Here is a 26,751-nt window from a genome sequence, read left to right on the forward strand (position 1 = left end):
GACGGGGGACAACCTCATGCCGATTGGAAAAGTCAGATTCGGCGCGGTGCTGGCGGTGGCAGCCGCGGCCGCTGGCACCTATGGCGTGCTGCGCTATCAGCCCGGCCTCGTGCGGGCGACCGCAGCCACGGGCCAGCAGCAGCAGCAGGCCATGCCGGTGCCTGTGACCAATGTCGTCAAGCGGACCATTCCGGTCTATCTCGAATATGCCGCGCGGACGGAAGCCATCCGCAACGTCGTGCTTCAGGCGCGAGTCACGGGCTACATGGCCCAGCAGACCCGGCCCGACGGCTCGGACGTGAAAGAGGGCGAGCTGATCTATCAGATCGATCAGCGCGACTATCAGGTGGCGCTCGACAGCGCCAAGGCCCAGGTCGATCGCGACACGGCCTCGCTCGCCTATCAGCGCGCCAACCTCAATCGCGGCAACGACCTTGCCCGCAACGGCTATCTGGCGCGGGATTCGTTCGAGCAGCGCCAGAGCTCCGTGCAGCAGGGCGAAGCGACGCTCGCCATGTCGCGCGCGGCGGTGCGCACCGCCGAGCTCAATCTCGGCTATACCGAGATCCGGGCGCCGTTCAGCGGCCGGCTCGGCCGCAACCAGGCACCGGTCGGCACTCTGATCAGCGCGGCCGGTACGCCGCTCAACACGCTGGTGCAGCTCAGCCCGATCTACGTCACCTTCAATCCGAGCGAGGGCGACCTCGTCGAGATCCAGAAGGCGCGTGCGGCCGGCAAGGTCGAGGCCCTGGTGCGGGTGCCGAACGAGGCCGAGGCGCGCCATCGCGGCGAGCTCACCTTCGTCGACAATGCGGTGGACCGCTCGACCGGCACGATCATTGCGCGCGCAACCATCGAGAATGCCGATTTCAGCCTGCTGCCGGGCCAATACGTGAATATTCGCCTGCATATCGGCGAGCGTCCGGACACGCTGCTGGTGCCGCAGGTGGCGATCGGCTCGAACCAGCTCGGCAAGTTCGTCTATGTCGTCGAAGAGGACGGCAAGGTCGGTGTCAGGCCGGTCCAGCTCGGCGCCATCGAAGGGCCGCTGGTCGCGGTGACCCGCGGCATCCGCGAGACCGACCGCATCATCAGCGGCAATTTGCAGAAGATTTTCCCGGGAATGCCGGTTGCACCCATGCCGGCGCAGACCGCCACTGCGCCGGCGTCGTAACCGCCTGGGAAGAGGGCCCGGGGCGCCGCCCGCCCCGGGCCAACCTTTTTTTGAGCCGCGGCCGGGCCGCTCGGCCCGATATGGGGCTGTGGAGGCCTGGCGCGCGCGGTCGTCGCCGGCGTCCGCAGCGCGCGGCCGCTCCTGCCTCAGCCCACCTCGAACCATGTGACCAGCGGCCCGTCGGCCGTGCCGATCGGCTGCGCCGAGATCACCCACTTGCCGGGATTGTCGGCGAGAAAGGCGACGCGCGAGGTGCGGCCGGGCGGCACCACGACGGTATCGACGAAGAAGGGCTTCCAGCCGTCGTCGAGGCCGTCGAGCAGCCGCGCCTGATGGCCGTGCAGGTGCAGCGCCTGAAACCGGTCCGTCGCATTGCGCAGGCCGGCCATGACCACCGTGCCGCGGCGGACCTTGAAGGCGGGCTGCGGCGGCGGAGCACGGTCGGCGCGGCCGTTGAACACGGTGGTCCCGGCCCGCGCCTCGATGCCGAGATCGAGCCGGAAGGCGCGCCGGAAATCCATCTCGGCGGCGATCGGGTTGGCCGCGAGCGGCGCCGGTGCCCCGAGCGGCTCGGGACGGGCGGGGGGCTCGGCCGCGATCGCGATCCGTCCCTCGAGCGTCGCGCCGGCAAGATTGGAGACGACGAGCGGCATCGTCGCGCCGGGGGCGCCGGTCACATCGAGCATGAGCTCGGCGCGCTGGCCGGGGCCCAGCGCGATCGTTCCGCCTTCGAGCGGGAAGGGCTCGCAGGGCTGGCCGTCGAGCGCGACCAGCGTCACCGGCTGGCCTGGCGCGCCGAACTGCAGGATGCGGGCCGGTGTCGCGTTGGCGAGCCGCAGCCACAGCCGCTCGTTGGCGCGCGCGGCCAAGGCGAGGGTCGGCGCGCCATTGACCGTCAGGTGCCGGCCGGCCGTGCCAGGTGCCGCTTTCGCCGCCAGCGGCAGGCCGGCGGCGGCGACCGCCCCGGAGGCGTCGAGAGCCCAGTCATCCAGCACGAAGGCGAGTTCGCGATCGGCCTCGGGCGGGTTGGGGCCGTCGACGATGAAGAGGCCGGCAAGGCCGCGGGCGACCTGCCCGACCCCGAACTCGGGATGCCAGGGCCGGTAGAGAAAGGTGCCGGCGTCGCGCGGCGTGAAGGCGATCTCGCTCGCCCCGCCGGGAGCGACCGCGTCCTGCGTCAGGCCCGGCACGCCGTCCATGCGGTTGTCGATGCGCAGGCCCTGCCAGTGCAGCGCCGTCGGCTCGTCGAGGCCGTTGACGAAGCGCAGGCGGAACGGTTCGCCCCGGCGGGCGCGCAGGACCGGGCCGGGGGCGGCGCCGTCGAACCCCCAGATCGGGGTCGGCGCCTCGTCCGGGCCGCGCAGCCGGGCCTCGCCGCGCAATGCGGTGAGCGTCCGCAGCGCCGGATCGGCGAAGACGGGGGCGAGCGCCGCCGAGCCGGCGAGGGCTCCGAGCGCATGAAGCGCCCGGCGACGGCTGATGCTGGGGGAACGGACCATGGAGCCGCCTCTCTCGCCGGTGAACCGCCTGCTGTTTAAGCCAGGCACGCGCCGGATAGAATGGGGTCGGCGGCCATTCCGGCATGATGCAGCCTGCCGTACCGGGACATGGGACATCTCACCGCAGCTCCAGCCGGCGCCGCCGCCTGCATGTGCGCGGCCCGCGGCGAATCGTGCGTCAGCAGCTATCGGCCGCGCGGCCCGCCGAGGGCATCCAGGCAGGCTGGATGACCGCATCGGCCGAGGCGCGGCGTCGAAGGCGCGCCGCGATACAGGCGTACGAAGCGGTTGCGCAATGGCGCCGTCATTTTTTTGATGCATGACCGGAAGCCGGGTGCTAAGAGGCCGCGCCCGGTGGCGGTCTGCGCTTCCGGGACGAGAAGCTATTTTCGAGCGGCCCTCGGCGGGCGTGGTGGAATTGGTAGACACGCGGGATTTAGGTTCCCGTGGCGAAAGCCGTGGGGGTTCAAGTCCCTCCGCCCGCACCACCCGACCCGATCGGGACGGTCCCTTAAAGACCACGAACACGAAAGAAACTGAGCCATGCAGGTGACGGCCACCCTGTCCGAAGGTTTGAAGCGCGAGTTCCGCGTCGTGGTTCCGGTGACCGATCTGGCCGCGCGGGCCGACGCGCGGCTGAACGACCTGAAGGGTCAGGTCAATCTCAACGGTTTCCGTCCCGGCAAGGTGCCGGTGGCGCACCTGAAGCGCCTCTACGGCAAGTCGGTGCTGGCCGAGACCATCGAGACGCTGGTCGGCGAGACCAATCAGAAGATCGTCGCCGACAACGGCTTCAAGCTGGCCATGGAGCCTTCGGTGAAGCTGCCGGAGGAGCAGTCCGCCGCCCAGGCCGTGTTCGACGGCAAGGCCGACCTCGACTACACCGTGGCCTTCGAGGTCCTGCCGACCATCACGCTCGCCGACTTCAAGGGCATCAAGGTCGAGAAGCCGGTCGTCGAGCCGACGGATGCCGACGTCCAGGACATGCTGGACACCATGGCCAAGCAGAACCGCCCGTTCGAGCCCAAGACCAAGGGCAAGGCCGAGGCCGGTGACCGCCTGACCGTTTCTTTCGTCGGCACCATCGACGGCGAGAAGTTCGACGGCGGCACCGCCGAGGACATCCAGGTCGAACTCGGCTCGAATTCGTTCATCCCGGGCTTCGAGGACCAGCTCGTCGGCACCAAGGCCGGCGAGGAAAAGGTCATCAAGGTCAAGTTCCCGGCGAACTACATGGCCCAGCAGCTGGCCGGCAAGGATGCCGAATTCGCCACTACGGTGAAGAGCATCGAGAAGCCGGGCGAGCGCAAGATCGACGATGAATTCGCCAAGATGGTCGGTTTCGACGATCTGGAGAAGCTGAAGGGCGCCATCCGCGACAAGCTGAAGGAAGAATATGCAAGCGCCTCGCGGCGCAAGGTGAAGCGTGTCCTGCTCGACGCCCTCGACGAGAAGCATGCCTTCGAGCTGCCGCCGACCCTGGTCGAGCAGGAGTTCCAGAGCGTCTGGCGCCAGGTGACGCAGGATCTCGAGGCGCGCGGCAAGAGCTTCGCCGACGAGGACACCACGGAAGAAAAGGCCCGCGAGGAATATCGCAAGATCGCCGAGCGCCGCGTGCGCCTCGGCCTGGTCCTTGCGGAGATCGGTGACAAGGCCCAAATCAAGATCAGCGACGAGGAAGTGACGCGCGCGGTCGTCGAGCGGGCGCGGCAGTTCCCTGGCCAGGAGCAGCAGGTCTGGGACTATTATCGCAAGACGCCCGAGGCTCTCGCTCAGCTCCGCGCCCCGATCTTCGAGGAGAAGGTCGTGGACTATATCCTGGAACTCGCCGACGTGACCGAGAAGGCCGTCTCCAAGGACGACCTTCTGAAGGACAACGAGGACGAGAGCGCCGCGTGAGGCGCTTGCGCGCTCGTGAACCTTCGCTTGGTGTTGGGGAGGGCCGCCTTCGTGCGGCCCTTCGTGCGTTCGGTGCGATGCTGCGGCGGAAACCGCCTTCCAGCCATGGTGGCTGTGGGCAATCCGCGCTAGTTCTGCGTGAATGGAGGCGATCCGGCTAGGATCGCTTCGGAAGAATCGGCGCGGCGCGCCGGACATGGGCCCCTTGAGGATTGCAAGACGATGCGAGATCCGATCGACACCCTGAACAACTACCTCGTGCCGATGGTGGTCGAGCAGACCAACCGGGGCGAGCGGTCCTACGACATCTATTCGCGCCTCCTCAAGGAGCGCATCATTTTCCTGTCGGGTGCGGTCGAAGACCAGATGGCGACGCTGATCGTCGCCCAGCTCCTGTTCCTCGAGGCGGAGAACCCGAAAAAAGAGATCAACATGTACATCAATTCGCCGGGCGGGGTCGTCACGGCGGGCATGTCGATCTACGATACGATGCAGTTCATCAAGCCGCCGGTGACCACGCTCTGCATGGGCCAGGCCGCCTCCATGGGCTCGCTTCTCCTGACCGCCGGCGCGCCGGGCCAGCGCCTCGCCCTGCCGAATTCGCGGATCATGGTGCACCAGCCCTCGGGCGGCTATCGCGGGCAGGTGACCGACATCCTGATCCATGCCGAGGAGGTCAAGGAACTGAAGCGGCGGCTCAACGAGGTCTACGTGAAACACACCAAGCGCACGCTCAAGGAGATCGAGGATGCGCTGGAGCGGGACAATTTCATGTCGGCGCAGAAGGCCAAGGAGTTCGGGCTGATCGATCAGGTGATCGAGCAGCGTCCGGACGACCCGGAAGCCGGCAAGGCGTGATGGGGCGGCGGCCGCGGGCTTGTGTCGTTTTTGGGACACATGGCGCGGTCCAAAGCTTGCATCGTGTCACACGAATGTCTCACGATGGCGTGTGGCGGGGTTTACCCGCCTCGCAAGCGTGCCGAAATATAGCGTTAATCGTTTCTTGATCCGGATCGGGCCAGCATAGTCGACTCAAGGGCGGCAACGACCGCTCCGGATCTTGAAGAAGCCTGAAGGAGGCAACCCGGTTCGGGGTTGCTTCGTTAGCAAAGGAGCCCGTGGTTTCACGGGTTCGCGTGGAGAGACAGATGAGCAAGGCCGGCAGCGACGCGAAGAACACGCTCTATTGCTCGTTCTGCGGCAAGAGCCAGCACGAGGTTCGCAAGCTCATTGCGGGGCCGACGGTGTTCATCTGCGATGAATGCGTCGAGCTGTGCATGGACATCATCCGCGAGGAGTCGAAGTCCGCGCTGGTCAAGTCCAAGGACGGCATCCCGACGCCGAAGGAAATCTGCAAGGTCCTGGACGACTACGTGATCGGTCAGTTCCACGCCAAGCGCGTCCTGTCGGTCGCGGTGCACAACCACTACAAGCGGCTGAACCACGCGACCAAGCACAACGACGTCGAGCTGTCGAAGTCGAACATCCTGCTGATCGGCCCGACCGGCTCGGGCAAGACGCTGCTGGCGCAGACGCTTGCCCGCATTCTCGACGTGCCCTTCACCATGGCGGACGCCACGACGCTGACCGAGGCCGGCTATGTCGGCGAGGATGTCGAGAACATCATCCTGAAGCTGCTGCAGGCCTCCGACTACAATGTCGAGCGGGCGCAGCGCGGCATCGTCTATATCGACGAGATCGACAAGATCTCGCGCAAGTCCGACAATCCCTCGATCACCCGCGACGTGTCGGGCGAGGGGGTGCAGCAGGCGCTCCTGAAGATCATGGAGGGCACCGTCGCCAGCGTTCCGCCGCAGGGCGGCCGCAAGCATCCCCAGCAGGAATTCCTGCAGGTCGACACCTCGAACATCCTGTTCATCTGCGGCGGCGCCTTCGCCGGGCTCGAAAAGATCATTTCGAGCAAGGGGCAGGGCACCTCGATCGGCTTCGGCGCCAAGGTGCGTGCACCCGAGGATCGCCGGACCGGCGAGATCTTCCGCGAGGTCGAGCCTGAGGATCTGCTGAAATACGGCCTGATCCCCGAATTCGTCGGCCGCCTGCCGGTGCTCGCGACGCTAGAGGATCTCGACGAGACGGCCCTGAAGCGCATCCTGACCGAGCCGAAGAACGCGCTCGTCAAGCAGTATCAGCGGCTGTTCGAAATGGAGAACGTCGATCTGTCGTTCCACGAGGACGCGCTCGGCGCGGTGGCGCGCAAGGCGATCGAGCGCAAGACCGGCGCCCGTGGCCTCAGGTCGATCATGGAGAGCATCCTGCTCGACACCATGTACGACCTGCCCGGCCTGGAAGGCGTCGAAGAGGTGGTGATCTCGGACGAGGTGGTGCAGGGCAAGGCGAGGCCGCTCTACATCTATTCCGAGAAGGAGAAGGCCGCGAGCGCCTGACGCGCGCGGCACGCGATCATATCTGAGAGAAGGCGGGCCTCGGCCCGCCTTCTGTCGTTGTGCGCCCAGCATGGGCGCATTCTTGCGGGTGGAAGTCCCGTCGTGCGCTGGTCACAGCGAGTGAAGAGAAGCGCAACTGCGGACGGGTGACCGACCGTGGGGAGGAAGCGTGGATCGAAGCTGCGGGCCGATGGACAAGAACCGGATAGCAGGCGGTGTCGACCAGGGTGGGCGGGCAACGCACCGCGAAGCTCTCCTGACCAGGGGTCGGTGGCGTAAATCCGGCGGTCGTGCAGTGAAGGAGTGCGTCCTTGCCTGGGGAGATCTCGCCTTGTGCCCGAAAGGGCGACGAGGACCGTGAGGTCGGCGGAGCGAGAAGTCAGCAGAGGCGGTAGTCGCCGGCGACAGTGAAGGGCCGAACGAGAGGGAGAGAGCGTGACCTGGGTTTCTCGGGCAGGCATGGCATCAGATGCCGGATGCAGATCCGGGCACGCCAGCGATGGGCGGGGTGAAGCCGAATCCACGCTGCTCGTGTGACGAAGCCTGAACGGCGGCACCAAGGACGAACGGCTCGGGGCAACCTCAACTTCTCGAACCGCCCGGTGCGGACCGGCATGCCGGGTGATGTGGGAGGGGTGGAGGCCACAAAGGCTTCGCCCTATCCCGATTCCGACATCCCCCACGGTCCAGACGCGGGCCGACCCGTGCGATGCCTGCCGCCGGCAGCCGGCGAGACGGTCGCCGCGCGCCATCAGCGTGCCCGCCCGGCGCGGTCGGGGCCCGATCCAAAAAGAACGGGCGGGTCCCGGAAGGGCCCGCCCGAAGGTGGAGGTCTGCGGAGGAAACCGATCGCGGGCGATTAGTCGTAGGAAAAGCGGGTGGCGCGGCCGGTGAAGGTCAGGGTGATGTTGCTGACCTCGCACAGGTTGATCTCGCGCGCCTCCGACCGGTCGCCGTCCTCGTAGACAATGCGCAGGTCGAACATGCAGGCGCGGGTGCGCTGGGGGAAGGTGATGTTGCGGCGGGTGCCGGAGGGCATCACGCCGTCGCCCAGAATGTCGCGGCCCCAGGAATTGCTGGCGGACGGGCTGACATAGACCTCGTTGATCTGGAACCCGGTGCGGTTGATCAGCGAGAAGTTCTGCTGGGCCTGGGCGAAGGCGCCGGTCGAGCCGAAGACGGAGGCCGCGGCGAAGGCAGCGAGGACAAGGCGGCGGCGCATGGCAAAGTTCCGGATATTGTCGAGACCGAAGGCATCGCGTCGAGGTTCGGTTCGGGAGCCGTTGCCGTCGTCGAGGCGTGGATCCAGGATTTAGGCCGCGCCTGTTTCAGCGTTACGCCGCGCCCCGTCCAAGGTTGTGGCCTGCGCGGGCCTTTCGTTTCGAGGTTGTTTCGTGCGGCGCTGATCGCACCGCGTGCCGGGCGCGCCGACGGGCGAAGCGTGCTTCGCCCGCCTTGCGGCCAGCGGTCAGCTGATCACGGTCTGGATGGTCGTGTTCTCGAACAGGCCCTCCTCGCCGAATTCGACGCCGATGCCCGACTGCTTGACACCGCCGAACGGTGCGTTCGGCTGGATGGCGCCATGCTTGTTCACCCACGCGATGCCGCAGTCGAGGCGCAGAGCGAGGGCGCGGGCCTTGGCCGTATCCGCCGACCAGATCGAACCGCCGAGGCCGTTGGCATTGTCGTTGGCCTTGGCGATCACCGCTTCGACGTCGGAATAGCGGATGATCGGCAGGGCCGGGCCGAACTGCTCCTCGTCGACCAGCCGGATGCCGTGGTCGACATCGGCGACCAGCGTGACCGGATAGAAATGGCCAGGCGCGCCTTCCGGCGGCGTGCCGCCGATCAGGACACGGCCGCCACGGGCCTTGGCGTCCTCGACGAGCTCGCGCACCCGGTTGAACTGCATCGCGTTCTGGATCGGGCCGAGGGCGGAGGACTCGTCCAGGCCGTTGCCGACGCTGACCGTCGCGGCGACCCTGACGAGTTCGGCGCAGACCGCGTCATAGATGGAATCGTGGACGTAGAGGCGCTTCAGTGCCGCGCAGGTCTGGCCATTGTTGACGAAGGCGCCCCAGAACAGGCCCTCGGCGATCTGTTTGGGATCGACATCGGGCAGCACGATGCCGGCATCGTTGCCGCCGAGCTCGAGCGTCAGCCGCTTCAGCGTCTGGGCGGCGGCGCCCATGATCTTGCGCCCGGTGGCGCTCGAGCCGGTGAACACCATCTTGTCGATGCCGGGATGGGCCGACATGGCGGCGCCGAGCGCATCGTCGCCGGCGACGATGTTGACGACGCCCGGCGGCAGCACCGCGTTGATCAGTTCGACCAGCCGGATGGTGGCGAGCGGGGTATGGGGCGAGGGCTTGATCACCACGGTGTTGCCCGCCCGTACCGCCGGCACGATGTGCCAGCAGGCGATGAGGACGGGAAAGTTCCAGGGCGTGATCGAGCCGACCACGCCGATGGCCTTGCGATGCAGCTCGACGCGGCCCTGGTTGTCGTCCTGCAGCACCTTGACCGGGATGTCGAGCGCGGCCGTGGCGGCGGTCCAGGCCTGCGCGCCGCCGATTTCCCAGCGCGAGCCTAGGCCGTTGAGCGGCTTGCCCTGTTCGAGCGTCAGCAGGTGGGCGAGCTCCTCGGCATGGTCCTTCAGAGCGGCCGCGATGGCCAGGCAGGCCTGTTTGCGGGTTTCGGAGGGCGTCGCGCTCCAGGCCGGAAAGGCCGCGCGCGCGGCCGCCACCGCCGCGTCGAGGTCATCTGCCGTTCCGATCGGCATGTGGCCGACGATCTCGCCGGTCGCGGGATTGGCGACCGGCAGGTGGCGGCCGGCCGGCGTGGGCCGGCCGCCGATCAGGTTCGCGTAGCGTTTCGCCGCGTCGGCTCGCGCGCCCAGGCTTCCCGGTTCCAATGTCATGAACGTGATCCTCCCCGACAGCCTTCAGAAGCTGCGGAACCGATGATAATTAACATGTTAAATTGCGCAAGCCGCCTTGTTTTCGGGCATTAGCCCGGGAATCGGGCAGGGCGGTCCCCGGCGGCCGCGCCGCGCCGGCCCTGCCTGGCACGTCAGCCTGCATTGCGAAGCGGTGCCCGGCGAGCCATGCGCCGGGCCGGCAGCGGCCAAGCTGTGCGGGGCGGTGGCCGGGCCGCTCGGCCGCCTTGACACCTCATGGGTGCACCGCCACCTAATGGTGACCGACAGACCCCCGGGTCAGGTTCATGCCAGGGGTCGGCCAAGCGCCCCGAGCGCCTTTGGGTTGCCGCAGCGGCTCCCCAGCAGGGCCTCATTCTCGCCGCCGTCCCCGTGCCAAGCCATGGTAGCATGTGCACGCCCCGGATCATCCGAGCGCCGCGTCGGAACGGGCCCATGAGGGCCGTTTTCAACGGCGTGTCGAGCAAAGGACGAGAGCATCATGAGCGAGACCAAAAAGCGTCCGCCCCTCACCCCCGGCGAAGTCAAGAGCTTCCCCGTCCTGCCACTGCGCGACATCGTGGTGTTTCCCCACATGATCGTGCCGCTTTTCGTCGGCCGCGAGAAATCGATTCGTGCGCTCGAGGAGGTCATGCGCGCCGAAACGCATATCCTGCTCGCCACGCAGATGAACGCGCAGGACGACGATCCGGCGCCGGACGCGATCTATGAGATCGGCACGCTGGCGAGCGTGCTGCAGCTGCTCAAGCTGCCCGACGGCACCGTCAAGGTGCTGGTCGAGGGCGTCGCGCGCGCCAAGATCGCCGGCTATTCCGGCCGCGAGGATTTCTACGAGGCCGAGGCGACCGTGGTCGCCGACGAGATCTCCGACAAGGTGCAGGTGCAGGCGCTCGCCCGCTCCGTGGTCACCGAGTTCGAAGGCTATGTGAAGCTGAACAAGAAGGTTTCGCCCGAGATCGTCTCGGTGGTCGGCCAGATCGACGACGCCTCCAAGCTCGCCGATACGGTCGCTTCCCATATCGCGGTCAAGATCTCCGACAAGCAGACCGTGCTGGAGACGCTCGACGTCGCCAAGCGCCTGGAAAAGGCGCTGGGCCTGATGGAGAGCGAGATCTCGGTGCTGCAGGTCGAGAAGAAGATCCGCACCCGCGTCAAGCGGCAGATGGAGAAGACCCAGCGCGAGTACTATCTCAACGAGCAGATGAAGGCGATCCAGAAGGAGCTCGGCGACGAAGAGGGCCGGGACGAACTGGTCGAGCTCGAGGAGAAGATCAAGCGCACCAAGCTGTCCAAGGAAGCGCGCGACAAGGCCAATCACGAGCTGAAGAAGCTGCGCCAGATGTCGCCGATGTCGGCGGAAGCCACCGTCGTGCGCAACTATCTCGACTGGCTGCTGTCGCTGCCCTGGGGCAAGAAGTCCAAGATCAAGAAGGACCTGGCCGGCGCCCAGCAGACGCTGGACAACGACCATTTCGGCCTGGACAAGGTCAAGGACCGGATCGTCGAATATCTGGCCGTGCAGCAGCGTTCCAACAAGCTGACCGGTCCGATCCTCTGCCTCGTCGGCCCTCCGGGCGTCGGCAAGACCTCGCTCGGCAAGTCGATCGCCAAGGCGACGGGGCGCGAATTCGTGCGCATCTCGCTCGGCGGCGTGCGTGACGAGGCCGAGATCCGCGGCCACCGGCGCACCTATATCGGCTCGATGCCGGGCAAGATCATCCAGTCGATGAAGAAGGCGAAGACGGCCAACCCGCTGTTCCTGCTCGACGAGATCGACAAGATGGGCCAGGACTTCCGGGGCGATCCCTCGGCGGCCCTGCTGGAGGTGCTCGACCCCGAGCAGAACGCGACCTTCAACGACCACTATCTGGAGGTCGATTTCGACCTCTCGAACGTCATGTTCGTGACGACGGCCAATACGCTCAACATCCCGCCGGCCCTGCTGGACCGGATGGAGACGATCCGTATCGCCGGCTACACCGAGGACGAGAAGCGCGAGATCGCCAAGAAGCACCTGATCCCCAACGCCATCAAGAAGCATGGCCTGGCGGAGAAGGAGTGGACGATCGACGACGAGGCGCTGATGACCGTGGTGCGCCGCTACACCCGCGAGGCGGGCGTGCGCAACCTCGAGCGTGAGGTCTCGAACCTCGTCCGCAAGGGCGTCAAGGACCTGACCCTGACGAAGAAGAAGTCGATCAAGGTGACGCCGAAGGTGGTCGAGGACTATCTGGGCGTGCCGCGCTTCCGGTATGGCATGGCCGAGACCGAGGATCAGGTGGGCGCCGTCACCGGCCTCGCCTGGACCGAGGTCGGCGGCGAGCTGCTCACCATCGAAGCGGTCAGCATGCCGGGCAAGGGCCGCATGACGGTCACCGGCAATCTCAGGGACGTGATGAAGGAGTCGATCAGCGCGGCCGCATCCTATGTGCGTTCGCGGGCACTCGCCTTCGGCATCAAGCCGCCGCTGTTCGACAAGCGGGACGTGCACGTCCACCTGCCCGAGGGCGCGACACCGAAGGACGGTCCTTCGGCCGGCATCGCCATGTCGACCGCCATCGTGTCGGTGCTGACCGGCATCCCGATCCGCAAGGACATCGCCATGACCGGCGAGGTGACCCTGCGCGGCCGGGTGCTGCCGATCGGCGGCCTGAAGGAAAAGCTGCTCGCGGCGCTGCGCGGCGGCCTGAAAGTGGTGCTGATCCCCGAGGAAAACGCCAAGGATCTGGCGGAAATCCCCGACAATGTGAAGAACGGGCTGGAAATCATCCCGGTCTCGCGCATGGACGAGGTGATCAAGCATGCCCTGGTGACGCAGCCCGTCCCGGTCGTCTGGGACGAGGAGGCGGAGCCGCTGGCCTCGCCCAAGCCGGGCGAGGATGACGCGGCCGGTGCGCTCGCGCACTGACCTACCGTTGCGTGCAGAACGGTTGCGAACCCCGGGCCAAGGCCCGGGGTTTTCTGTTGAAAGCGCTCGAAATCGACATGGCGGCGCCAGGAAACGCAGCGCCAGCCTTGATTTCCGGCCCGTCGCGCGGCAAGGGATGTCGTCCTTGCCGGCTAGGGAATCCCTGATTCCCGATCCGGCTCGATCAAGGAGAAGACTCGTGACCAAGAACGAACTGATCGCAGCTGTCGCCGAAAAGGCGGGCCTGACGAAGGCGCAGGCGGGTTCTTCCGTGGATGCCACGTTCGAAATCATCGAGGCCACGCTGAAGGCTGGCGGCGAAGTGAAGCTGGTTGGCTTCGGCGCCTTTTCGGTGAGCAATCGCGCTGCCCGCGACGGCCGCGATCCGCGCACCGGCAAGCCGGTCAAGATCGCTGCTTCGAAGGCTCCGAAGTTCTCGGCCGGCAAAGGCCTGAAGGATGCCGTCAACAGCTGACGCGTGACGTTAAGTGCCTTGCGAACGCCGCCGGATATCCGGCGGCGTTCGCCGTTTCAGGGCCCGATGCCGCGACCTCGGGTCGCGATCGGTCCCCAGGGGCCTTGCCTCGGCTGGCCCGGCCGTCTACATGGCGCTGGTTCGCGGTCTCGGTCCCGTCCGGCTCAGCCGGCCAGGACCGGCGGCCAGCGGCGCAGTCGCGCATGCCTTTTCGAGCCGGCGCGCCAGCGCGCGGCGAGGGCGGTTAGCTCAGTTGGTAGAGCGCCTGTTTTACACGCAGGATGTCGGCGGTTCGAGCCCGTCACCGCCCACCAGTCCCTTCCGGTCCGCTGATCCGCCGCTGCGCCCCGCGGGGCCTCAACCCGCCCGCGGACGTGCCAGCGCGGCCCCTGGCCAGGCCCGCGCGCCCGCCCGCGCATATTGCGGCGGCAAGGCGAGCGTGGCGCCCAGGGCCTCGGCGGCGTGCCAGCCCCAGCGCGGATCATCGAGAATGGCGCGGCCGAGCGCCACCTGGGTGGCGCTGCCATCGGCGATGACGGCCTCGGCATGCTCCGGACGGGCGATCAGGCCGACCGCGCGGGTGGCAAGCCCCGTCCGCGCCTTTACCTCGCGGGCGAAAGGCACCTGGTAGCCGGGCGCGACCACGACGCGGGCATGGGGGTGGATGCCGCCCGAGGAGAGGCACGCGAAATCGAGGCCGATCTCCTTCAGCGCGCCGGCGAGAGCCACCGCGTCCTCGACCTGGAGGCCGTCGTCGAGCCAGTCCTGGCCGGTGATGCGCGCGCCGAGCGCGATATGACGGGGCAGGGCGGCGCGCACCTTGACCGCCACCTCCAGCGGCCAGGCGAACCGGTTCGCCCGGCTGCCGCCGAACCGGTCGTCGCGCCGGTTCGAGACCGGGCTCATCACATTGTGCAGGAGATAGCCGTGCGCCATGTGCAGCTCGACCATGTCGAAGCCGATGCGGGCGGCGCGCAGGGCGGCGGCGACGAAAGCCTCGCCGATGCGGGCCATATCGGCCTCGTCGAAGGCTTTCGGCCGGTGCCAGCCCTCGTCGAAGGCGATGGCCGACGCGGCGACCACCGGCCAGGGATCGGCGTCCGGCTTCAGGGCCCGGCCACCCTCCCAGGGCCGCTCGGAGGAGCCCTTGCGGCCGGCATGGCCGATCTGGATGCCGAAACGTGTGCCCGGCAGCGCCACCGCGCGCGCCGCCGCGAGCGCGCGGGCGAGCGCGGCCTCGTTGGCGTCACTGTAGAGGCCGAGGCAGCCATGGGTGATGCGGCCGGCCCGCTCGACGGCGGTCGCCTCGACCACGACGAGACCGGCGCCGGACATGGCGAGCGTCATCAGATGCTGCAGGTGCCAGTCGCCAGCGCAGCCGTCGGCCGCCGAATATTGGCACATCGGCGCGACGACGATGCGGTTGGGAACGGTCAGGGGGCCGATCTCGGCCGGCGTGAACAACTGGCTCATGGGGGTCGCTCCTCTGGCCGGGATGTTGCGCAGAGACCGCGTTCCCGCAAGGGCGCCGAAGGGGCGGCGCGCATGTCCCTGGCGCAGGTCACCCCCCGCCGCCGAGAGGTGGCTGGCATCGGCCATTGCGGCTAATCGAACGGCTTGTGCTCCGGAGCTGGCCGTCTGCGGTATGGCTGTTCTTCGGAACGGCTCCGTGAAGACATCGTAGTTTCCCTTAAAGGTCGCCATGACCACGACGACGCCCGAGATGCTGGCGGCCGGCGACCGGCTCGCCCGCCGCAATGCCTTCATCCTGTCGCTGGCGACCGCGCTGGCGGGCGCGAACACCACCGTCATGTTCGCGACCGGGGCTATTGTGGGGGCAGGGCTCGCGCCGTCGCGCTCGCTCGCCACCCTGCCGATCTCGATCTTCGTCGTGGGCCTTGCCGCCGCCTCGCTGCCGGTCGGCATGCTGATCCAGCGCGTCGGCCGCAGGACGGCCTATCAGATCGCGACCTCGGCCGGCGTCCTGACCGGCCTGTTCGGTTACCTCGGCGTGACGCTCGCCAGCTTTCCGATCTTCTGCCTCGCCACCTTCTGCGCCGGCTTCTATGCCTCGGCCGCCCAGAGCTATCGCTTCGCCGCGGCCGACACGGCCTCCGACGCCTTCCGGCCGAAGGCGATCTCCTGGGTGATGACGGGTGGCATCATTGCCGGCGTGGTCGGGCCGCAGCTCGTGGTCTGGACCAAGGATGCGCTGCCGCCCGTGCTGTTCGCCGGCACCTTTATCGGCCAGGCCGTCGTGGCGCTGCTCGCCGGCGTGATCCTGTCGTTCATCGACATACCCAAGCCGAAGCTCGCCGCGGTCACGGCACGCCGTCCGGTGACGCAGTTCTTCCGCGACCGGGCCTTCGTCACCGCGGTCGTCTGCGGCGCCGCCACCTACATGCTGATGAACTTCGTGATGACGGCCGCCCCGCTCGCCATGATCGGCTGCGGCCACGGTGTCGACGATGCCGCCTATGGCATCCAGTGGCATGTCATCGCCATGTACGGGCCGAGCTTCTTCACCGGCAGCCTGATCACCCGCTACGGCGCCCCGCGGGTCGTTGCCGCCGGGCTCATCCTGACCGGGCTCGCCGCGGTGAGCGGCCTTGCCGGCCTGACCGTCGCGCACTTCTACGTCGCGCTGGTCCTGCTCGGGCTCGGCTGGAACTTCGGCTATATCGGGGCCAGCGCCATGGTCGCCGCGACCGCCCGGCCGGAAGAGCGCACCCAGGTGCAGTCGATCAACGATTTCTGCGTCTTCGGCGTGATGGCCATCGGCTCGTTCTCGTCGGGCCAGATCCTGACCAATTACGGCTGGGACATGGTCAACTGGGTGGTGTTTCCGATCGTCGGCCTCGCCGGCCTGTCGCTGGCGCTCGGCAGCATGCGCCGGCGCGCGGCCGCGGCCGGCTGACGCCACGGCGCCCCGGGCATCGCGGCTGCGGGCCTGGTTCGCGGCGCGCTGCGCCCAGGCCGCCTTGCGCGGCGCCGGAGCATGGCTGCGGCCGCCATGCCAAAGGTCTCCTCCAGATCCCCCGATGAAGGCCCGCTATGCGGCGCGGTTGGCCGGCCGCGTGTCCATGCGCCCGCCATGCCCGGCACATGCGGGCCCGAGCAAGGCCTCGTGCCGTCACGGCAGCTCGACCGAGGCGAATGGCGGAGGGCGGGCGGAGCTCCGTCAGCGTTGCTTACCGTTTCAGACTTTGGCAAAAAAGCGACGGTCCTCGCGCCAGTCTGAGGAGTCGCAGCGCTGCGCGCGGTGAACAACAGGCAAGAAGAGCCGGCGGAAGTCGCCGGACGGTCGTCCATCCGGACGGCCGGGCGAGAGGAACGTTTTCAATGAGCACAGCCCTTTGGGTAATCATCGGCTGCGGATTGTTATCCGTGGTCTACGGCGCTTGGGCGACCAAGTCGCTGATGGCGCAGGATCCCGGTTCAGCGCGAATGCAGGAAATCGCCGGCGCCGTCGCAGAGGGCGCACAGGCTTATCTCCGCCGCCAGTACCTGACCATTTCGGTCGTCGGCATCGTCATTCTCGCAGCCCTCTACTACCTGCTCGGCGGCGTCGTGGCCGTCGGCTTCCTGATCGGCGCCGTGCTCTCCGGGGCCGCGGGCTTCATCGGCATGAACGTTTCGGTGCGCGCGAACGTGCGCACGGCCCAGGCCGCGACCAAATCCCTGGCCTCCGGCCTCGACATCGCCTTCAAGGCGGGCGCGGTCACCGGCCTCCTCGTTGCCGGTCTCGCGCTGCTCGGCGTCGCCGCCTATTTCTGGGTGCTCACCGGTCCGATGGGTCTCGGGGTCGCCAGCCGGCAGGTCATCGACGCGCTGGTGGCGCTCGGCTTCGGCGCCTCGCTCATCTCGATCTTCGCCCGTCTCGGCGGCGGCATCTTCACCAAGGGCGCCGATGTCGGCGCCGACCTCGTCGGCAAGGTCGAGGCGGGCATTCCGGAGGATGATCCGCGCAACCCGGCGACCATCGCCGACAATGTCGGCGACAATGTCGGCGACTGTGCCGGCATGGCGGCGGATCTCTTCGAAACCTATGCGGTGACGGTGGTGGCAACGATGGTGTTGGCCGCCATTTTCTTTGCCAAGGCCTCGCCCGCAGTGCTCGGCGCGGCGCTGATCTATCCCCTGGCGATCTGCGCGGTCTGCATCGTCACCTCGATCATCGGCACCTTCTTCGTCAAGCTCGGCGCCTCCAATTCGATCATGGGCGCGCTCTACAAGGGTCTCATCGCCACCGGCGTCCTGTCGGTCGTGGGCCTTGCCGGCGCCACCCAGTTCGTCACCGGCTGGGGTGAGCTCGGGGTCGTTGCCGGCCAGTCGATCACCGGCAAGGCGCTGTTCATCTGCGGCCTCATCGGCCTCGTCGTCACCGGCCTGATCGTCTGGATCACCGAATATTACACCGGCACCGGCAAGCGGCCGGTGGTCTCGATCGCCCAGGCCTCGGTCACCGGTCATGGCACCAACGTCATCCAGGGCCTGGCGGTCTCGCTCGAATCGACGGCGCTGCCGGCGCTGGTCATCGTCGGCGGCATCATCGCCACCTTCCAGCTCGCCGGTCTCTACGGCACGGCGATCGCGGTCACCACCATGCTCGGCCTTGCCGGCATGATCGTCGCCCTCGACGCCTTCGGCCCGGTCACCGACAATGCCGGCGGCATTGCCGAAATGGCCGGCCTGCCCAAGGAGGTGCGCCAGTCCACCGACGCGCTCGACGCTGTGGGCAACACCACCAAGGCGGTCACCAAGGGCTATGCGATCGGTTCCGCCGGCCTCGGCGCCCTGGTGCTGTTCGCCGCCTATACCAACGACCTGCAGCAGTTCATCGATGCCGGGCTGCCCTACTTCAAGGACGTCGGCAGGGTCTCGTTCGACCTGTCCAACCCCTATGTCGTCGCCGGCCTGATCTTCGGCGGCCTCATTCCCTACCTGTTCGGCGGCATCGCCATGACCGCGGTCGGCCGCGCCGCCGGCTCGGTGGTCGAGGAGGTGCGCCGCCAGTTCCGCGAAAAGCCGGGCATCATGGCCGGCTCCGATCGGCCGGACTACGGCCGGGCGGTGGACATGCTGACACGGGCGGCGATCAAGGAAATGATCGTGCCCTCGCTCCTGCCGGTGCTGGCGCCGATCGTCGCCTATTTCGCCGTGCTGTGGATCTCGGGCTCGAAGGCCTCGGCCTTCGCCGCTCTGGGCGCTTCGCTGCTCGGCGTCATCGTCAACGGCCTGTTCGTCGCCATTTCGATGACCTCCGGCGGCGGCGCCTGGGACAATGCCAAGAAGTCCTTCGAGGACGGTTTCGTCGACAAGGACGGCGTGAAGCACCTGAAGGGCTCCGACGCACACAAGGCGTCGGTGACCGGCGACACCGTCGGCGACCCCTACAAGGACACGGCGGGCCCCGCCGTCAATCCGGCGATCAAGATCTGCAACATCGTGGCCCTGCTGCTGCTGGCGATCCTCGCCCACTAGGGCCGGGCGCGCCTCGCGACGAAAAAACCCCGCGGAGCGATCCGCGGGGTTTTTTGCAAGGGCGAATGGCGAATAGGGAAGCGGCAGCGACCGTCGCCTCATCCCCATTCGCTAGTCGCGATCAGGTCCTCGGTCCCTGCAGGATCTGGCGCAAGAGGCTCGCTTCCTCGCCGCCGGCGGTGGTCGAGCGGCTGATGAAGTCGAAGACCTTGCCGTCCTGCAGCCCGTAATTGGCGATCCGCTCGACCCGGCGCTCGCGGGTGAAATAGACCGCGATGACATTGCGCTCGACTGTACGTGGCGTCTGGAAGGCAAAGGAGCGGTACTGCTTCTCGTTGATGTAGTAGAAGACGTCGCCGTTGATGGTCGAAATGGTGGTGGGGGTGCCAAGCGCCACCAGGACCTGGTCCTGGCTGTTGCCGGGCTTCACCTGGGCGAGGGCTTCCTCGGAAATCACATAGCCGCGGTTGAAGGTCTCGCCGGTCTGGAACGACAGCGGCTGCGGCAGCGTCGGCGCGAGGGAGGGCGTGTCGGAACAGGCGCTGGTGATCAGGGCGGCGCCGGCGAGCAGCGCGGCCCTGGCAAGCACGGACTTGGCAAGAGCGGACTTGGAAAGAACGGACTTCACGGGCACCATCAAACCAACCTTCAACCTCAGGCGGTGTCGGCGACACCACCCCGCGCTTGAATGCGAGGGCGCGTTGACGTACCCCGCATGCGCATTCTTTTCAACCCGATGCCGGACTGAACCTCATGATCTTCGGCCTTTTCCGCCGGAACAAGGGCGACGAGACGATCCGCAGCCTTTACGGCGCCATCGTGGCGCAATCCCGAAATCCCGCGTTCTTCCGCGACCACGGCGTGGCGGATACGGTGGAGGGGCGCTTCGAGATGGTGGCGCTGCACATGTTCCTCGTCCTGCACCGGCTGAAGGAGGAGAGCGCGGAGCGGCGCGAGCTCGGCCAGGCGCTCGTCAACCTGATGTTCTTCGATCTCGACCGCGGCCTGCGCGAGCTCGGCGTCGCCGATACCAAGGTGCCGCGGCGCATCAAGAAGATGGGCCAGGCCTTCTACGGGCGCGTGAAGGTCTATGACGAGGCGCTGGCGAGCGGCGAGCCGCGGCAGCTCGAACAGGCCCTGCTGCGCAACGTGCTCGGCCGGCCGGAAGGCGAAGCCGCTTCGCTCGCCGCCTATGTCCGCGCGGCGGTCGCGGAGCTCGCCGCCCTGCCGTTTGAACATCTGGCCAGTGCCCGGATATCCTTTCCGCGCGTGGAGCGGATTTGACATTCGTCGTCTCCCTGGCGTCTGACAGGGGGAATGCATGCCGCAGCCGCGGCGCGACGAGCCGCTCATGAAGGGCCGATGGCGCTCCGATTCCAGCTCCTGCCGGGCCGCCGGTGGCGGCGAGGACCGGAACCAGGCCACGGATTCGCCAGGGAGATGTGTCATGACCGAGGACGAAGCGAGAGCCGCCCTGCCGCGCTGGCCCATCCGCATACACGACGTGCCGCCGAATGGCCGCCATGTCAGGCGCGACCGGCTCGACCCGGCGGACGGGGCGGCCCTGGCCGCCGCCATCGGCGTCGAGGCGATCGAGAGCTTCCTGCTCGACGTCGACGTCAAGCCTTACCATGGCGATGGTCTGGCGGTGACCGGAACGGTGAAGGCCGGCGTCGTGCAGACCTGCGTCGTCACCCTCGAGCCGGTGACGAACCTCATCGAGGAGGAGGTCGACGCGACCTTCCGGCCGGCCGACAAGCTGAAGGCCCATCTCGTCCACGACGAGGAGGACGGGCTTGCGATCGATGCGTCCGTGGCCGCCGACGATCCCCTGATCGGCGGCGAGATCGACCTTGCCGGCGTTGCCGCCGAATTCCTGGCGCTGGCGGTCGATCCCTATCCGCGCCGGCCGGACGCCGTGTTCGAGGCTCCCGACGCCGGCGCCGAGGTCTCGCCCTTCGCCGGCCTCGTCAAGCTGCGGCGCGAAGACTGATGGGCCTCATCAAAGTCGCGTGCGGGGGCCGCTGCCTCTTGTGCCGCCGGTCCCAGACGCTATTGTCCCGGCTCCCTGGGCCGATTGGTTCCAAGCTCTGCAACAGGCGCCGCGCGCGGCGCGCGAACGGGATGGCGAATGTCTGAGAAGGTCAGGCTGGCCCTTGATGCGATGGGGGGCGATTTTGGACCCTCGGTCATCATTCCGGGCGCCGAGATCGCCCTGTCGCGCCATCGCGACCTGGAATTCGTGCTGGTCGGCGACGAGAAGCAGATCGCGCCGCTGCTCGCCGCCAATCCGCGCGTCAAGGCGCACGCCGAGATCGTCCATACCGACATCGCCATCCGCATGGACGACAAGCCGTCCAAGGCCCTGCGTTACGGCCGGCGCGTCTCGTCGATGTGGAAGGTGCTCGACGAGGTGAAGTTCGGCCGTGCCGCAGCCGCCGTGTCGGCCGGCAATACCGGCGCGCTGATGGCCATGGCGGCCTTCAACCTGAAGACCATGGCAGGCGTCGAGCGCCCGGCCTTGGCGGCGCTCTGGCCGACGCTGCGCGGCGAATCCATCGCGCTCGACATGGGGGCCTCCATCGGGGCCGATGCCGAGGCGCTGTCGGTGATGGCGGTGATGGGCGCGGCCATGGCGCAGGTCGTGTTCGACCTGGAGCGGCCGACGGTCGGCCTCCTCAATATCGGCGTCGAAGAGGTCAAGGGCCTGGAATTCATCCGCGAGGCCGGCCAGATCCTGCGCGAGGCGAGCCTTGCCGGCATCGACTATCGTGGTTTCGTCGAAAGCGACGATATCGGCAAGGGCGTGGTCGACGTGGTGGTGACCGAGGGCTTCACCGGCAATATCGCGCTGAAGACCGCCGAGGGCACCGCCAAGCAGATCGGTGAATATCTGCGCGGCGCGATGTCGCGGACCTGGCGCTCGCGCCTCGGCTATCTCCTGGCCCGCACCGCCTTCGCGACGCTGCGCGAGAAGATGGATCCGCGCAAGAGCAACGGCGCGGTCTTCCTTGGCCTCAACGGTGTCGTTATCAAGAGCCATGGTGGCACCGATCCGCTCGGCTTTGCGAGCGCCGTCGATATCGCCTACGACATGGCGCGGTACGATCTGCAATCCAAGATTCGCGCGATGGTCGACGCCTATCATGCAACGCGGGCCGCCCAGGCGCCCGCATCCCTTGAGGCCGCATCGTGACCCTGCGTTCCGTTGTCATCGGCGTCGGCAGCTATCTGCCGGAGCGAATCCTGACCAATGACGAGCTGTCGCGGCGCGTCGACACGTCGGACGAATGGATCGTGCAGCGCACCGGCATCCGGCAGCGCCACATCGCCGCCGAGGGCGAGACGACCTCCGATCTCGGCCTGAAGGCGGCCGAGGCGGCGCTGGCGGCGGCCGGCATCACGGCCGCCGACATCGATCTCATCCTGCTCGCCACCTCCACGCCCGACCGCACCTTTCCGGCGAGCGCCACGGCCATCCAGGCACGGCTCGGCATCACCCACGGCGCCGCCTTCGACCTGCAGGCGGTATGTTCGGGGTTCGTCTTCGCCATCGCCACCGCCGACAAGTTTCTGCGCTCGGGCAGCCACAAGCGCGCGCTGGTGATCGGCGCCGAGACCTTCTCGCGCATTCTCGACTGGGAGGACCGCGGCACCTGCGTGCTGTTCGGCGACGGCGCCGGCGCGGTGGTCCTGGAGGCGCAGGAGCAGCCGGCCGGCATCCATGGCCGCGGCGTGCTCACCACGCATCTGCGCTCCGATGGCCGGCACACGCCGAAGCTCTATGTCGACGGCGGCCCGTCGCTGACCGGCACGGTCGGCCATCTGCGCATGGAGGGCCGGGAAGTCTTCAAGCACGCGGTGGGCATGATCACCGACGTGATGAACGATGCCTATGCCGCGACGGGCACCAGCTCGGCCGATCTCGACTGGTTCGTACCACATCAGGCGAACAAGCGGATCATCGACGCCTCGGCGGAAAAGCTGAAGATCGCGCCGGAAAAGGTGGTCATGACCGTCGACAGGCACGGCAATACGTCGGCGGCCTCGATCCCGCTCGCGCTCGATACGGCGGTGAAGGACGGCCGCATCCGGCCGGGCCATCTGGTCATGCTCGAGGCCATGGGCGGCGGCTTCACCTGGGGCTCGGCGCTGATCCGCTGGTGAGGCCGGTCGCGGCGCGGCGGAGGCGGCCCGGCACCGAGGTGGTTGACCGGCGGCGCCCGAAGCCATAGTGATAACGAAATCAGAGTGATAAGCGCAGCGGCCTGATCAATTGTCAGGCAGCGGTATCGTTTTCCGGGGCTTTTTGTTTGGGGGTCGACATGACGGGCAAAACCGTCACGCGCGCGGATCTGTGCGAGGCTGTCTATCAGAAGGTGGGACTGTCCCGGACCGAATCGGCGCAGCTCGTCGAACTGGTCCTGAAAGAGATCACCGATTGCCTGGCCGAAGGCGAGACGGTGAAGCTGTCCTCGTTCGGCTCCTTCGTCGTGCGCTCGAAGGGCGAGCGGGTCGGCCGCAATCCCAAGACCGGCCAGGAAGTGCCGATCGCGCCGCGCCGGGTGATGGTGTTCAAGCCCTCGAACATCCTGAAAGCCCAGATCAACGGCCAGAGCACCACCGGCCTGAAGGACTGAGCCGCCGCCTGCGGCCGAACCTTTTTTGCGTTTTGGATTGTCGAGCGGTCACGAATCCGTCACCGTTCCGCCGCCGGTCCCGGCTAGGGATCGAGGTTCCGCAACAATTGGTTCGCTTGAGTGGACAAGGCACCGGACGCATATCGCACGATCAGCGAGGTCGCCGAAGATCTCGATCTGCCTCAGCACGTCCTGCGCTTCTGGGAAACGCGGTTTGCCCAGATCAGGCCGCTGAAACGAGGTGGCGGACGGCGTTATTACCGTCCCGAGGATATCGACCTGCTCAAGGGCATTCGCCATCTGCTTTATGGCGAAGGCTATACGATCCGCGGCGTGCAGCGGATCATCAAGGAAAACGGGGTCAAGTCGATCCAGGCGCTGGGCCGCGGCGAGGGCGGTGCGGCGCTGCCGAAGCCGGGCGGACCGGAGGTCGTCGCCCCGGATCATGGCGAGGAGGCAGGCGCCGATCGCGATCATCATGATCGCGTGCCGGAGGATCGGCCTGCGCCGGGCGGGCTCAGGGCCAGCCTGAAGGGGCTCATTCCGGGCCTGCGCGGCGAGGCGGCCGACCATGGCGGCGCGCCCTATGAGCGTACGGAGCCCGGCTTTGCCGAGGACGACGGAGAGCCCGGTTCCGGCATGGACCGGGGCGAGGACGAGGCCGACGCGGCCGAGACGGCCGGCCAGCGGGACTTCGCGCCGCCGCAGCGCAGCGGCGCGCCGACCCGGACCATGAGCGAGCCGAGCCCGCCCTGGGCCGCGGCCGGTTCGGCGCCCCGGCAGGGCATATCCCGCGTCGAGACCGGCGGGCCGGGTCCCGTCGGCGGCCCCCCGCGGCCGGCCCCCGTGCGGCAATTGGCCACCGACGACATCCGCAGGCTGCAGGCCGCACTCAACGAATTGACCGAGTGCCGCCGCCGGCTCGATCAGGCTTTCGCGGCCCGCTGACGCCGATCTGCGCGCCGCCTCGGGAAATGGCCAGGACCATGCATGCTTTCTTCAATCCGAAGGCCCTGGCGGCCGGCTTGCTCGTCGGCCTCGCCGCGTCCGGCGGTGTCGTCACCTTTCACGCCTTGCGCGGGCCGGACCATGCGGCGGCGCAGCTGGGCTCGGTCATGGTGCGGCCGGTCGTCCGGGACAATGCCACCAAGCGCATGACCTTCGCCGCTCTCGCCGGCCTCTTCGCCTTTGCCGGCGGCACCTATTATGCAGGCAAGCGTTTGGCGGCGCGCAAGGGCTGAGGGCTGATCGACTGTCCGGCAACGGCGGAAGCCCGGCCCTGCAGGTCCGGCGTGCTGGCCGAGCAGGTCGCGGGTGCGGCGCCGGGCGCAGGCAGCGGCCGCCGCGCGGTCTCGACCGAGCCGAGATCGCCGGCGGCGCAGGGAGAGGAGCTTGGTCGAGCGGCGCGGCGTCAGGCCTTGGCCGGCGGCGGAGCGGCGGTGACGGCGGGACGGGCCCGGTTCTGCGGCCGCGGCTTGGCCTTCGGCGCAGGCAGCAGGCCGTCGCGCTGCGCCTGCTTGCGGGCGGCCTTGCGCGCCCGGCGGATGGCTTCGGACTTTTCGCGGGCCTTGCGTTCGGAGGGCTTTTCGTAGGCCTTGCGCTGCTTCATCTCGCGGAAGATGCCTTCGCGCTGCATCTTCTTCTTGAGTACGCGCATAGCCTGATCGACGTTGTTGTCCCGAACCAAAACCTGCATGTAGTCCTCTGCTTTCTGTGGGGAGGGTGAAGTCAGCTCGTGGTCGGCGCGGTCTCCTTCTTCCGCCACAGCTGGAAGCCGTGTTCGGAAATGCCCGCTTCGATGGCGTTCCGGCTCATGCCGTGCGGCGGGCGCTCCTCGGGGCGGACGATGCCATAACTCGTCCAGGGCCCGAGGCGTTCCGGCAGCTTGGTGCCCCGGCCGTCGGCTGCGAAGCTGTAGAGGCCGGGCTTCGCGTCCGACTTGAACATGAACAACTTGAGTCCGGCACGCGTCATCGCTGGTTCCCGGCGGGCGCCGGCGGACGCTGCCCGTGCAGGCCGCCAGCAGGAGACATCACATCCGTTCGCGGCCCGGTGGGGTCTTCATGCAGACCCCACCGAAGCCCTTCGCGCGGTTCGCATGGCCGCCGGTACATCCGCGGTCGGGCATGCAAGGGCGCATGAAATTCAGCCGACGGCGGTCAGCTTGTCGGCGGCCGACTTGCCGGTGCGGCGGTCGGCGACGACCTCGAACGAGATCTTCTGGCCTTCGTTGAGGCCGTACATGCCGGCCCGCTCGACGGCGCTGATATGGACGAAGACGTCGGAGCCGCCATCGTCAGGCTGAATGAAGCCAAAACCCTTCTGGGAATTGAACCATTTCACGGTTCCAGTTTGCATTGGTCGTCCTCTGGATAAATGAAAGCACCGCCCTTCGAGCCGAAGGGCGATCGAGCGATACGTTTTCGAGGGTTTTTGATCAGCGTGCGTCGCGAATTTTTCGACGCGCAGCCAAGGAGAAAGGCCGAAACGTCTTTCCTTGATAAACGTACAATATGAAAATTTCAAGGACAATATTTTGAGGCGTTTTTGGGGCTACTGTCATTGTAACGAGAAAAACCAGTCTCGGGCTGGCTTTATCGACACTCGCAGGCGATCCGTCCCGCGTAGTGGCCCGCCGCTGAACGGAGTTTCCAGGCCGGCGACACGGCATCGCCCGGTGCGCGCTGCCTCGGCGCCTGTCGTCCGCGGAGGGAGCGGCGCTCAGTGCGCGCCGGCCGTCGGGCTTCGGGCGCCGCCTTGGCGTCGGGGAGCCGTGTTCTGCTCCATCCGCTCCTTCCGCCAGAGGCAGCTCTGCACGATCGGGGCGCAGAAGGCATCGCGCGCGGCGCCGATGCTGGTCTGGCCGGCATAGTCGACCTCGACCAGCTTGCCGTCGACGAAGCGAATCTGAACGCGGCAATAACCGTCGGTCGCGACGCCGATCGAGACCGGGCCGGTCGGGGTCGGCACCGAAAGGCCGGGCGCCACCATGCCGCCGGGGGTCGTGCCGCCGTGCTCATACATCCAGATCTCGCCGCGGCCGTCCGGCGCCGTGCTGTTCGGCATGCCCGCGCACATGCGGATGTCGCCTTGGCTGAGCCCGGCGAGCCGGTAGCGGGCGAACTGGGCCAGGCGGGCCTCATAGGCGCCGCAGCCGGACAGAATGAAGATCATCGCGCAGCAAGCGGCGATGGACCATGCACGTTGCACCATGGGCACTGAACCAGGCGGAGCTTGAGGGACGAGGCCTGGCCCCGGCCATCGGGAGCCAGCCTGCCGATAAGCAACGCCTCGATCGTTCGAGGGTTGCGCCGTCTGGCCGTTGCGGT

Annotated in this window: 24 protein-coding genes and 2 tRNA genes; 17 read left to right on the top strand and 9 right to left on the bottom strand. The window is 67.6% G+C overall.

The window, feature by feature from the left end:
* The first annotated feature begins 16 nt into the window (after positions 1-16).
* Positions 17-1,174: an efflux RND transporter periplasmic adaptor subunit gene (locus tag OZ671_RS14300; RefSeq protein WP_268861372.1), complete on the top strand. Its 1,158-nt coding sequence runs from the start codon at positions 17-19 to the stop codon at positions 1,172-1,174.
* Between the two features lie 146 nt (positions 1,175-1,320).
* Here OZ671_RS14300 and OZ671_RS14305 read toward each other — a convergent pair whose 3' ends face one another.
* Positions 1,321-2,673, bottom strand: a complete 1,353-nt coding sequence (locus OZ671_RS14305) for a multicopper oxidase family protein (protein ID WP_268861373.1) — start codon at positions 2,671-2,673, stop codon at positions 1,321-1,323.
* A gap of 403 nt (positions 2,674-3,076) precedes the next feature.
* Between OZ671_RS14305 and OZ671_RS14310 the strand changes: the two genes are divergently transcribed.
* The 4 genes from OZ671_RS14310 to clpX all read left to right on the top strand — a co-directional run bounded on the left by OZ671_RS14310 (position 3,077) and on the right by clpX (position 6,977).
* Positions 3,077-3,161 (top strand) — tRNA-Leu (locus OZ671_RS14310).
* A 55-nt stretch (positions 3,162-3,216) separates the two neighbouring features.
* Entirely contained in the window at positions 3,217-4,572 is a 1,356-nt protein-coding gene (gene tig, locus OZ671_RS14315) for a trigger factor (RefSeq protein WP_268861374.1), read from the top strand.
* A gap of 222 nt (positions 4,573-4,794) precedes the next feature.
* On the top strand, positions 4,795-5,430 hold the full coding sequence (clpP, locus tag OZ671_RS14320; RefSeq protein WP_268861375.1) for an ATP-dependent Clp endopeptidase proteolytic subunit ClpP: 636 nt from the start codon (positions 4,795-4,797) through the stop codon (positions 5,428-5,430).
* A 290-nt stretch (positions 5,431-5,720) separates the two neighbouring features.
* Entirely contained in the window at positions 5,721-6,977 is a 1,257-nt protein-coding gene (clpX, locus tag OZ671_RS14325; RefSeq protein ID WP_038311711.1) for an ATP-dependent Clp protease ATP-binding subunit ClpX, read from the top strand.
* 859 nt (positions 6,978-7,836) lie between these two features.
* Here the strand turns inward: clpX and OZ671_RS14330 are convergent.
* Positions 7,837-8,199, bottom strand: a complete 363-nt coding sequence (locus OZ671_RS14330) for a hypothetical protein (RefSeq protein ID WP_268861376.1) — start codon at positions 8,197-8,199, stop codon at positions 7,837-7,839.
* Between the two features lie 246 nt (positions 8,200-8,445).
* Positions 8,446-9,897, bottom strand: a complete 1,452-nt coding sequence (locus OZ671_RS14335) for an aldehyde dehydrogenase family protein (RefSeq protein ID WP_268861377.1) — start codon at positions 9,895-9,897, stop codon at positions 8,446-8,448.
* A gap of 499 nt (positions 9,898-10,396) precedes the next feature.
* On the opposite strand from OZ671_RS14335, the gene lon reads away from it, so the two are divergent.
* The 3 genes from lon (at position 10,397) to OZ671_RS14350 (ending at position 13,612) form a co-directional block, all read left to right on the top strand.
* Entirely contained in the window at positions 10,397-12,823 is a 2,427-nt protein-coding gene (gene lon / locus OZ671_RS14340) for an endopeptidase La (protein ID WP_268861378.1), read from the top strand.
* A gap of 199 nt (positions 12,824-13,022) precedes the next feature.
* Positions 13,023-13,298: an HU family DNA-binding protein gene (locus OZ671_RS14345; protein WP_038311714.1), complete on the top strand. Its 276-nt coding sequence runs from the start codon at positions 13,023-13,025 to the stop codon at positions 13,296-13,298.
* A gap of 238 nt (positions 13,299-13,536) precedes the next feature.
* Positions 13,537-13,612 (top strand) — tRNA-Val (locus tag OZ671_RS14350).
* Positions 13,613-13,655: 43 nt separating this feature from the next.
* Here the strand turns inward: OZ671_RS14350 and OZ671_RS14355 are convergent.
* A complete protein-coding gene (locus tag OZ671_RS14355) occupies positions 13,656-14,771 on the bottom strand; it encodes an oxidoreductase (RefSeq protein WP_268861379.1) in 1,116 nt (371 codons plus the stop codon).
* Positions 14,772-15,000: 229 nt separating this feature from the next.
* Here OZ671_RS14355 and OZ671_RS14360 point away from each other — a divergent pair, with 229 nt between their 5' ends.
* Both OZ671_RS14360 and OZ671_RS14365 read left to right on the top strand, forming a co-directional pair.
* Positions 15,001-16,215, top strand: coding sequence for an MFS transporter (locus OZ671_RS14360; protein WP_268861380.1), 1,215 nt, complete (start codon positions 15,001-15,003; stop codon positions 16,213-16,215).
* A gap of 425 nt (positions 16,216-16,640) precedes the next feature.
* Positions 16,641-18,782 carry a sodium-translocating pyrophosphatase gene (locus OZ671_RS14365; protein WP_268861381.1) on the top strand — a complete coding sequence of 714 codons (2,142 nt, stop codon included), beginning with the start codon at positions 16,641-16,643 and terminating at the stop codon, positions 18,780-18,782.
* 121 nt (positions 18,783-18,903) lie between these two features.
* Here the strand turns inward: OZ671_RS14365 and OZ671_RS14370 are convergent, their stop codons facing one another.
* Positions 18,904-19,410 carry an outer membrane protein assembly factor BamE gene (locus tag OZ671_RS14370; RefSeq protein ID WP_268861382.1) on the bottom strand — a complete coding sequence of 169 codons (507 nt, stop codon included), beginning with the start codon at positions 19,408-19,410 and terminating at the stop codon, positions 18,904-18,906.
* 125 nt (positions 19,411-19,535) lie between these two features.
* Between OZ671_RS14370 and OZ671_RS14375 the strand changes: the two genes are divergently transcribed.
* From OZ671_RS14375 to OZ671_RS14405, 7 genes are all read left to right on the top strand, one after another.
* Entirely contained in the window at positions 19,536-20,066 is a 531-nt protein-coding gene (locus tag OZ671_RS14375; RefSeq protein ID WP_268861383.1) for a ubiquinol-cytochrome C chaperone family protein, read from the top strand.
* A 163-nt stretch (positions 20,067-20,229) separates the two neighbouring features.
* Complete coding sequence (locus OZ671_RS14380; RefSeq protein ID WP_268861384.1) at positions 20,230-20,775, top strand: YceD family protein; 546 nt, start codon at positions 20,230-20,232, stop codon at positions 20,773-20,775.
* A gap of 138 nt (positions 20,776-20,913) precedes the next feature.
* Positions 20,914-21,978: a phosphate acyltransferase PlsX gene (plsX, locus tag OZ671_RS14385; protein ID WP_038311719.1), complete on the top strand. Its 1,065-nt coding sequence runs from the start codon at positions 20,914-20,916 to the stop codon at positions 21,976-21,978.
* Positions 21,972-22,949 (top strand): beta-ketoacyl-ACP synthase III, encoded by a 978-nt coding sequence (locus OZ671_RS14390; RefSeq protein ID WP_268861422.1) that lies wholly within the window; start codon positions 21,972-21,974, stop codon positions 22,947-22,949. The genes plsX and OZ671_RS14390 overlap by 7 nt, the downstream gene beginning before the upstream one ends.
* Before the next feature lie 158 nt (positions 22,950-23,107).
* Positions 23,108-23,422, top strand: a complete 315-nt coding sequence (locus OZ671_RS14395; protein WP_038311727.1) for an integration host factor subunit alpha — start codon at positions 23,108-23,110, stop codon at positions 23,420-23,422.
* Between the two features lie 120 nt (positions 23,423-23,542).
* Complete coding sequence (locus OZ671_RS32080) at positions 23,543-24,370, top strand: MerR family transcriptional regulator (protein ID WP_268861385.1); 828 nt, start codon at positions 23,543-23,545, stop codon at positions 24,368-24,370.
* 38 nt (positions 24,371-24,408) lie between these two features.
* Positions 24,409-24,663 (top strand): hypothetical protein, encoded by a 255-nt coding sequence (locus OZ671_RS14405; RefSeq protein WP_268861386.1) that lies wholly within the window; start codon positions 24,409-24,411, stop codon positions 24,661-24,663.
* A gap of 170 nt (positions 24,664-24,833) precedes the next feature.
* On the opposite strand, the gene rpsU is transcribed toward OZ671_RS14405, so the two are convergent.
* The 4 genes from rpsU to OZ671_RS14425 all read right to left on the bottom strand — a co-directional run bounded on the left by rpsU (position 24,834) and on the right by OZ671_RS14425 (position 26,635).
* Positions 24,834-25,118: a 30S ribosomal protein S21 gene (gene rpsU / locus OZ671_RS14410; RefSeq protein ID WP_268861423.1), complete on the bottom strand. Its 285-nt coding sequence runs from the start codon at positions 25,116-25,118 to the stop codon at positions 24,834-24,836.
* Between the two features lie 32 nt (positions 25,119-25,150).
* Positions 25,151-25,396, bottom strand: coding sequence for a hypothetical protein (locus OZ671_RS14415; protein ID WP_268861387.1), 246 nt, complete (start codon positions 25,394-25,396; stop codon positions 25,151-25,153).
* Positions 25,397-25,567: 171 nt separating this feature from the next.
* Entirely contained in the window at positions 25,568-25,780 is a 213-nt protein-coding gene (locus OZ671_RS14420; protein ID WP_268861388.1) for a cold-shock protein, read from the bottom strand.
* Positions 25,781-26,143: 363 nt separating this feature from the next.
* Positions 26,144-26,635 carry a hypothetical protein gene (locus tag OZ671_RS14425; protein ID WP_268861389.1) on the bottom strand — a complete coding sequence of 164 codons (492 nt, stop codon included), beginning with the start codon at positions 26,633-26,635 and terminating at the stop codon, positions 26,144-26,146.
* Between the last annotated feature and the right edge of the window lie 116 nt (positions 26,636-26,751).

Source organism: Phreatobacter sp. AB_2022a, from assembly GCF_026847585.1.
GTDB lineage: Bacteria > Pseudomonadota > Alphaproteobacteria > Rhizobiales > Phreatobacteraceae > Phreatobacter.

Coding starts and splice junctions, on each gene's coding strand:
- OZ671_RS14375 (WP_268861383.1), top strand. CDS start 19,536: ATGATCTTCGGCCTTTTCCGCCGGAACAAGGGCGACGAGACGATCCGC.
- rpsU (WP_268861423.1), bottom strand. CDS start 25,118: ATGCAGGTTTTGGTTCGGGACAACAACGTCGATCAGGCTATGCGCGTA.
- clpP (WP_268861375.1), top strand. CDS start 4,795: ATGCGAGATCCGATCGACACCCTGAACAACTACCTCGTGCCGATGGTG.
- OZ671_RS14330 (WP_268861376.1), bottom strand. CDS start 8,199: ATGCGCCGCCGCCTTGTCCTCGCTGCCTTCGCCGCGGCCTCCGTCTTC.
- plsX (WP_038311719.1), top strand. CDS start 20,914: ATGTCTGAGAAGGTCAGGCTGGCCCTTGATGCGATGGGGGGCGATTTT.
- OZ671_RS14355 (WP_268861379.1), bottom strand. CDS start 14,771: ATGAGCCAGTTGTTCACGCCGGCCGAGATCGGCCCCCTGACCGTTCCC.
- clpX (WP_038311711.1), top strand. CDS start 5,721: ATGAGCAAGGCCGGCAGCGACGCGAAGAACACGCTCTATTGCTCGTTC.
- OZ671_RS14415 (WP_268861387.1), bottom strand. CDS start 25,396: ATGACGCGTGCCGGACTCAAGTTGTTCATGTTCAAGTCGGACGCGAAG.
- OZ671_RS14360 (WP_268861380.1), top strand. CDS start 15,001: ATGACCACGACGACGCCCGAGATGCTGGCGGCCGGCGACCGGCTCGCC.
- lon (WP_268861378.1), top strand. CDS start 10,397: ATGAGCGAGACCAAAAAGCGTCCGCCCCTCACCCCCGGCGAAGTCAAG.
- OZ671_RS14300 (WP_268861372.1), top strand. CDS start 17: ATGCCGATTGGAAAAGTCAGATTCGGCGCGGTGCTGGCGGTGGCAGCC.
- OZ671_RS14405 (WP_268861386.1), top strand. CDS start 24,409: ATGCATGCTTTCTTCAATCCGAAGGCCCTGGCGGCCGGCTTGCTCGTC.
- OZ671_RS14425 (WP_268861389.1), bottom strand. CDS start 26,635: ATGGTGCAACGTGCATGGTCCATCGCCGCTTGCTGCGCGATGATCTTC.
- OZ671_RS14305 (WP_268861373.1), bottom strand. CDS start 2,673: ATGGTCCGTTCCCCCAGCATCAGCCGTCGCCGGGCGCTTCATGCGCTC.
- tig (WP_268861374.1), top strand. CDS start 3,217: ATGCAGGTGACGGCCACCCTGTCCGAAGGTTTGAAGCGCGAGTTCCGC.
- OZ671_RS14335 (WP_268861377.1), bottom strand. CDS start 9,897: ATGACATTGGAACCGGGAAGCCTGGGCGCGCGAGCCGACGCGGCGAAA.
- OZ671_RS14365 (WP_268861381.1), top strand. CDS start 16,641: ATGAGCACAGCCCTTTGGGTAATCATCGGCTGCGGATTGTTATCCGTG.
- OZ671_RS14420 (WP_268861388.1), bottom strand. CDS start 25,780: ATGCAAACTGGAACCGTGAAATGGTTCAATTCCCAGAAGGGTTTTGGC.
- OZ671_RS14380 (WP_268861384.1), top strand. CDS start 20,230: ATGACCGAGGACGAAGCGAGAGCCGCCCTGCCGCGCTGGCCCATCCGC.
- OZ671_RS14395 (WP_038311727.1), top strand. CDS start 23,108: ATGACGGGCAAAACCGTCACGCGCGCGGATCTGTGCGAGGCTGTCTAT.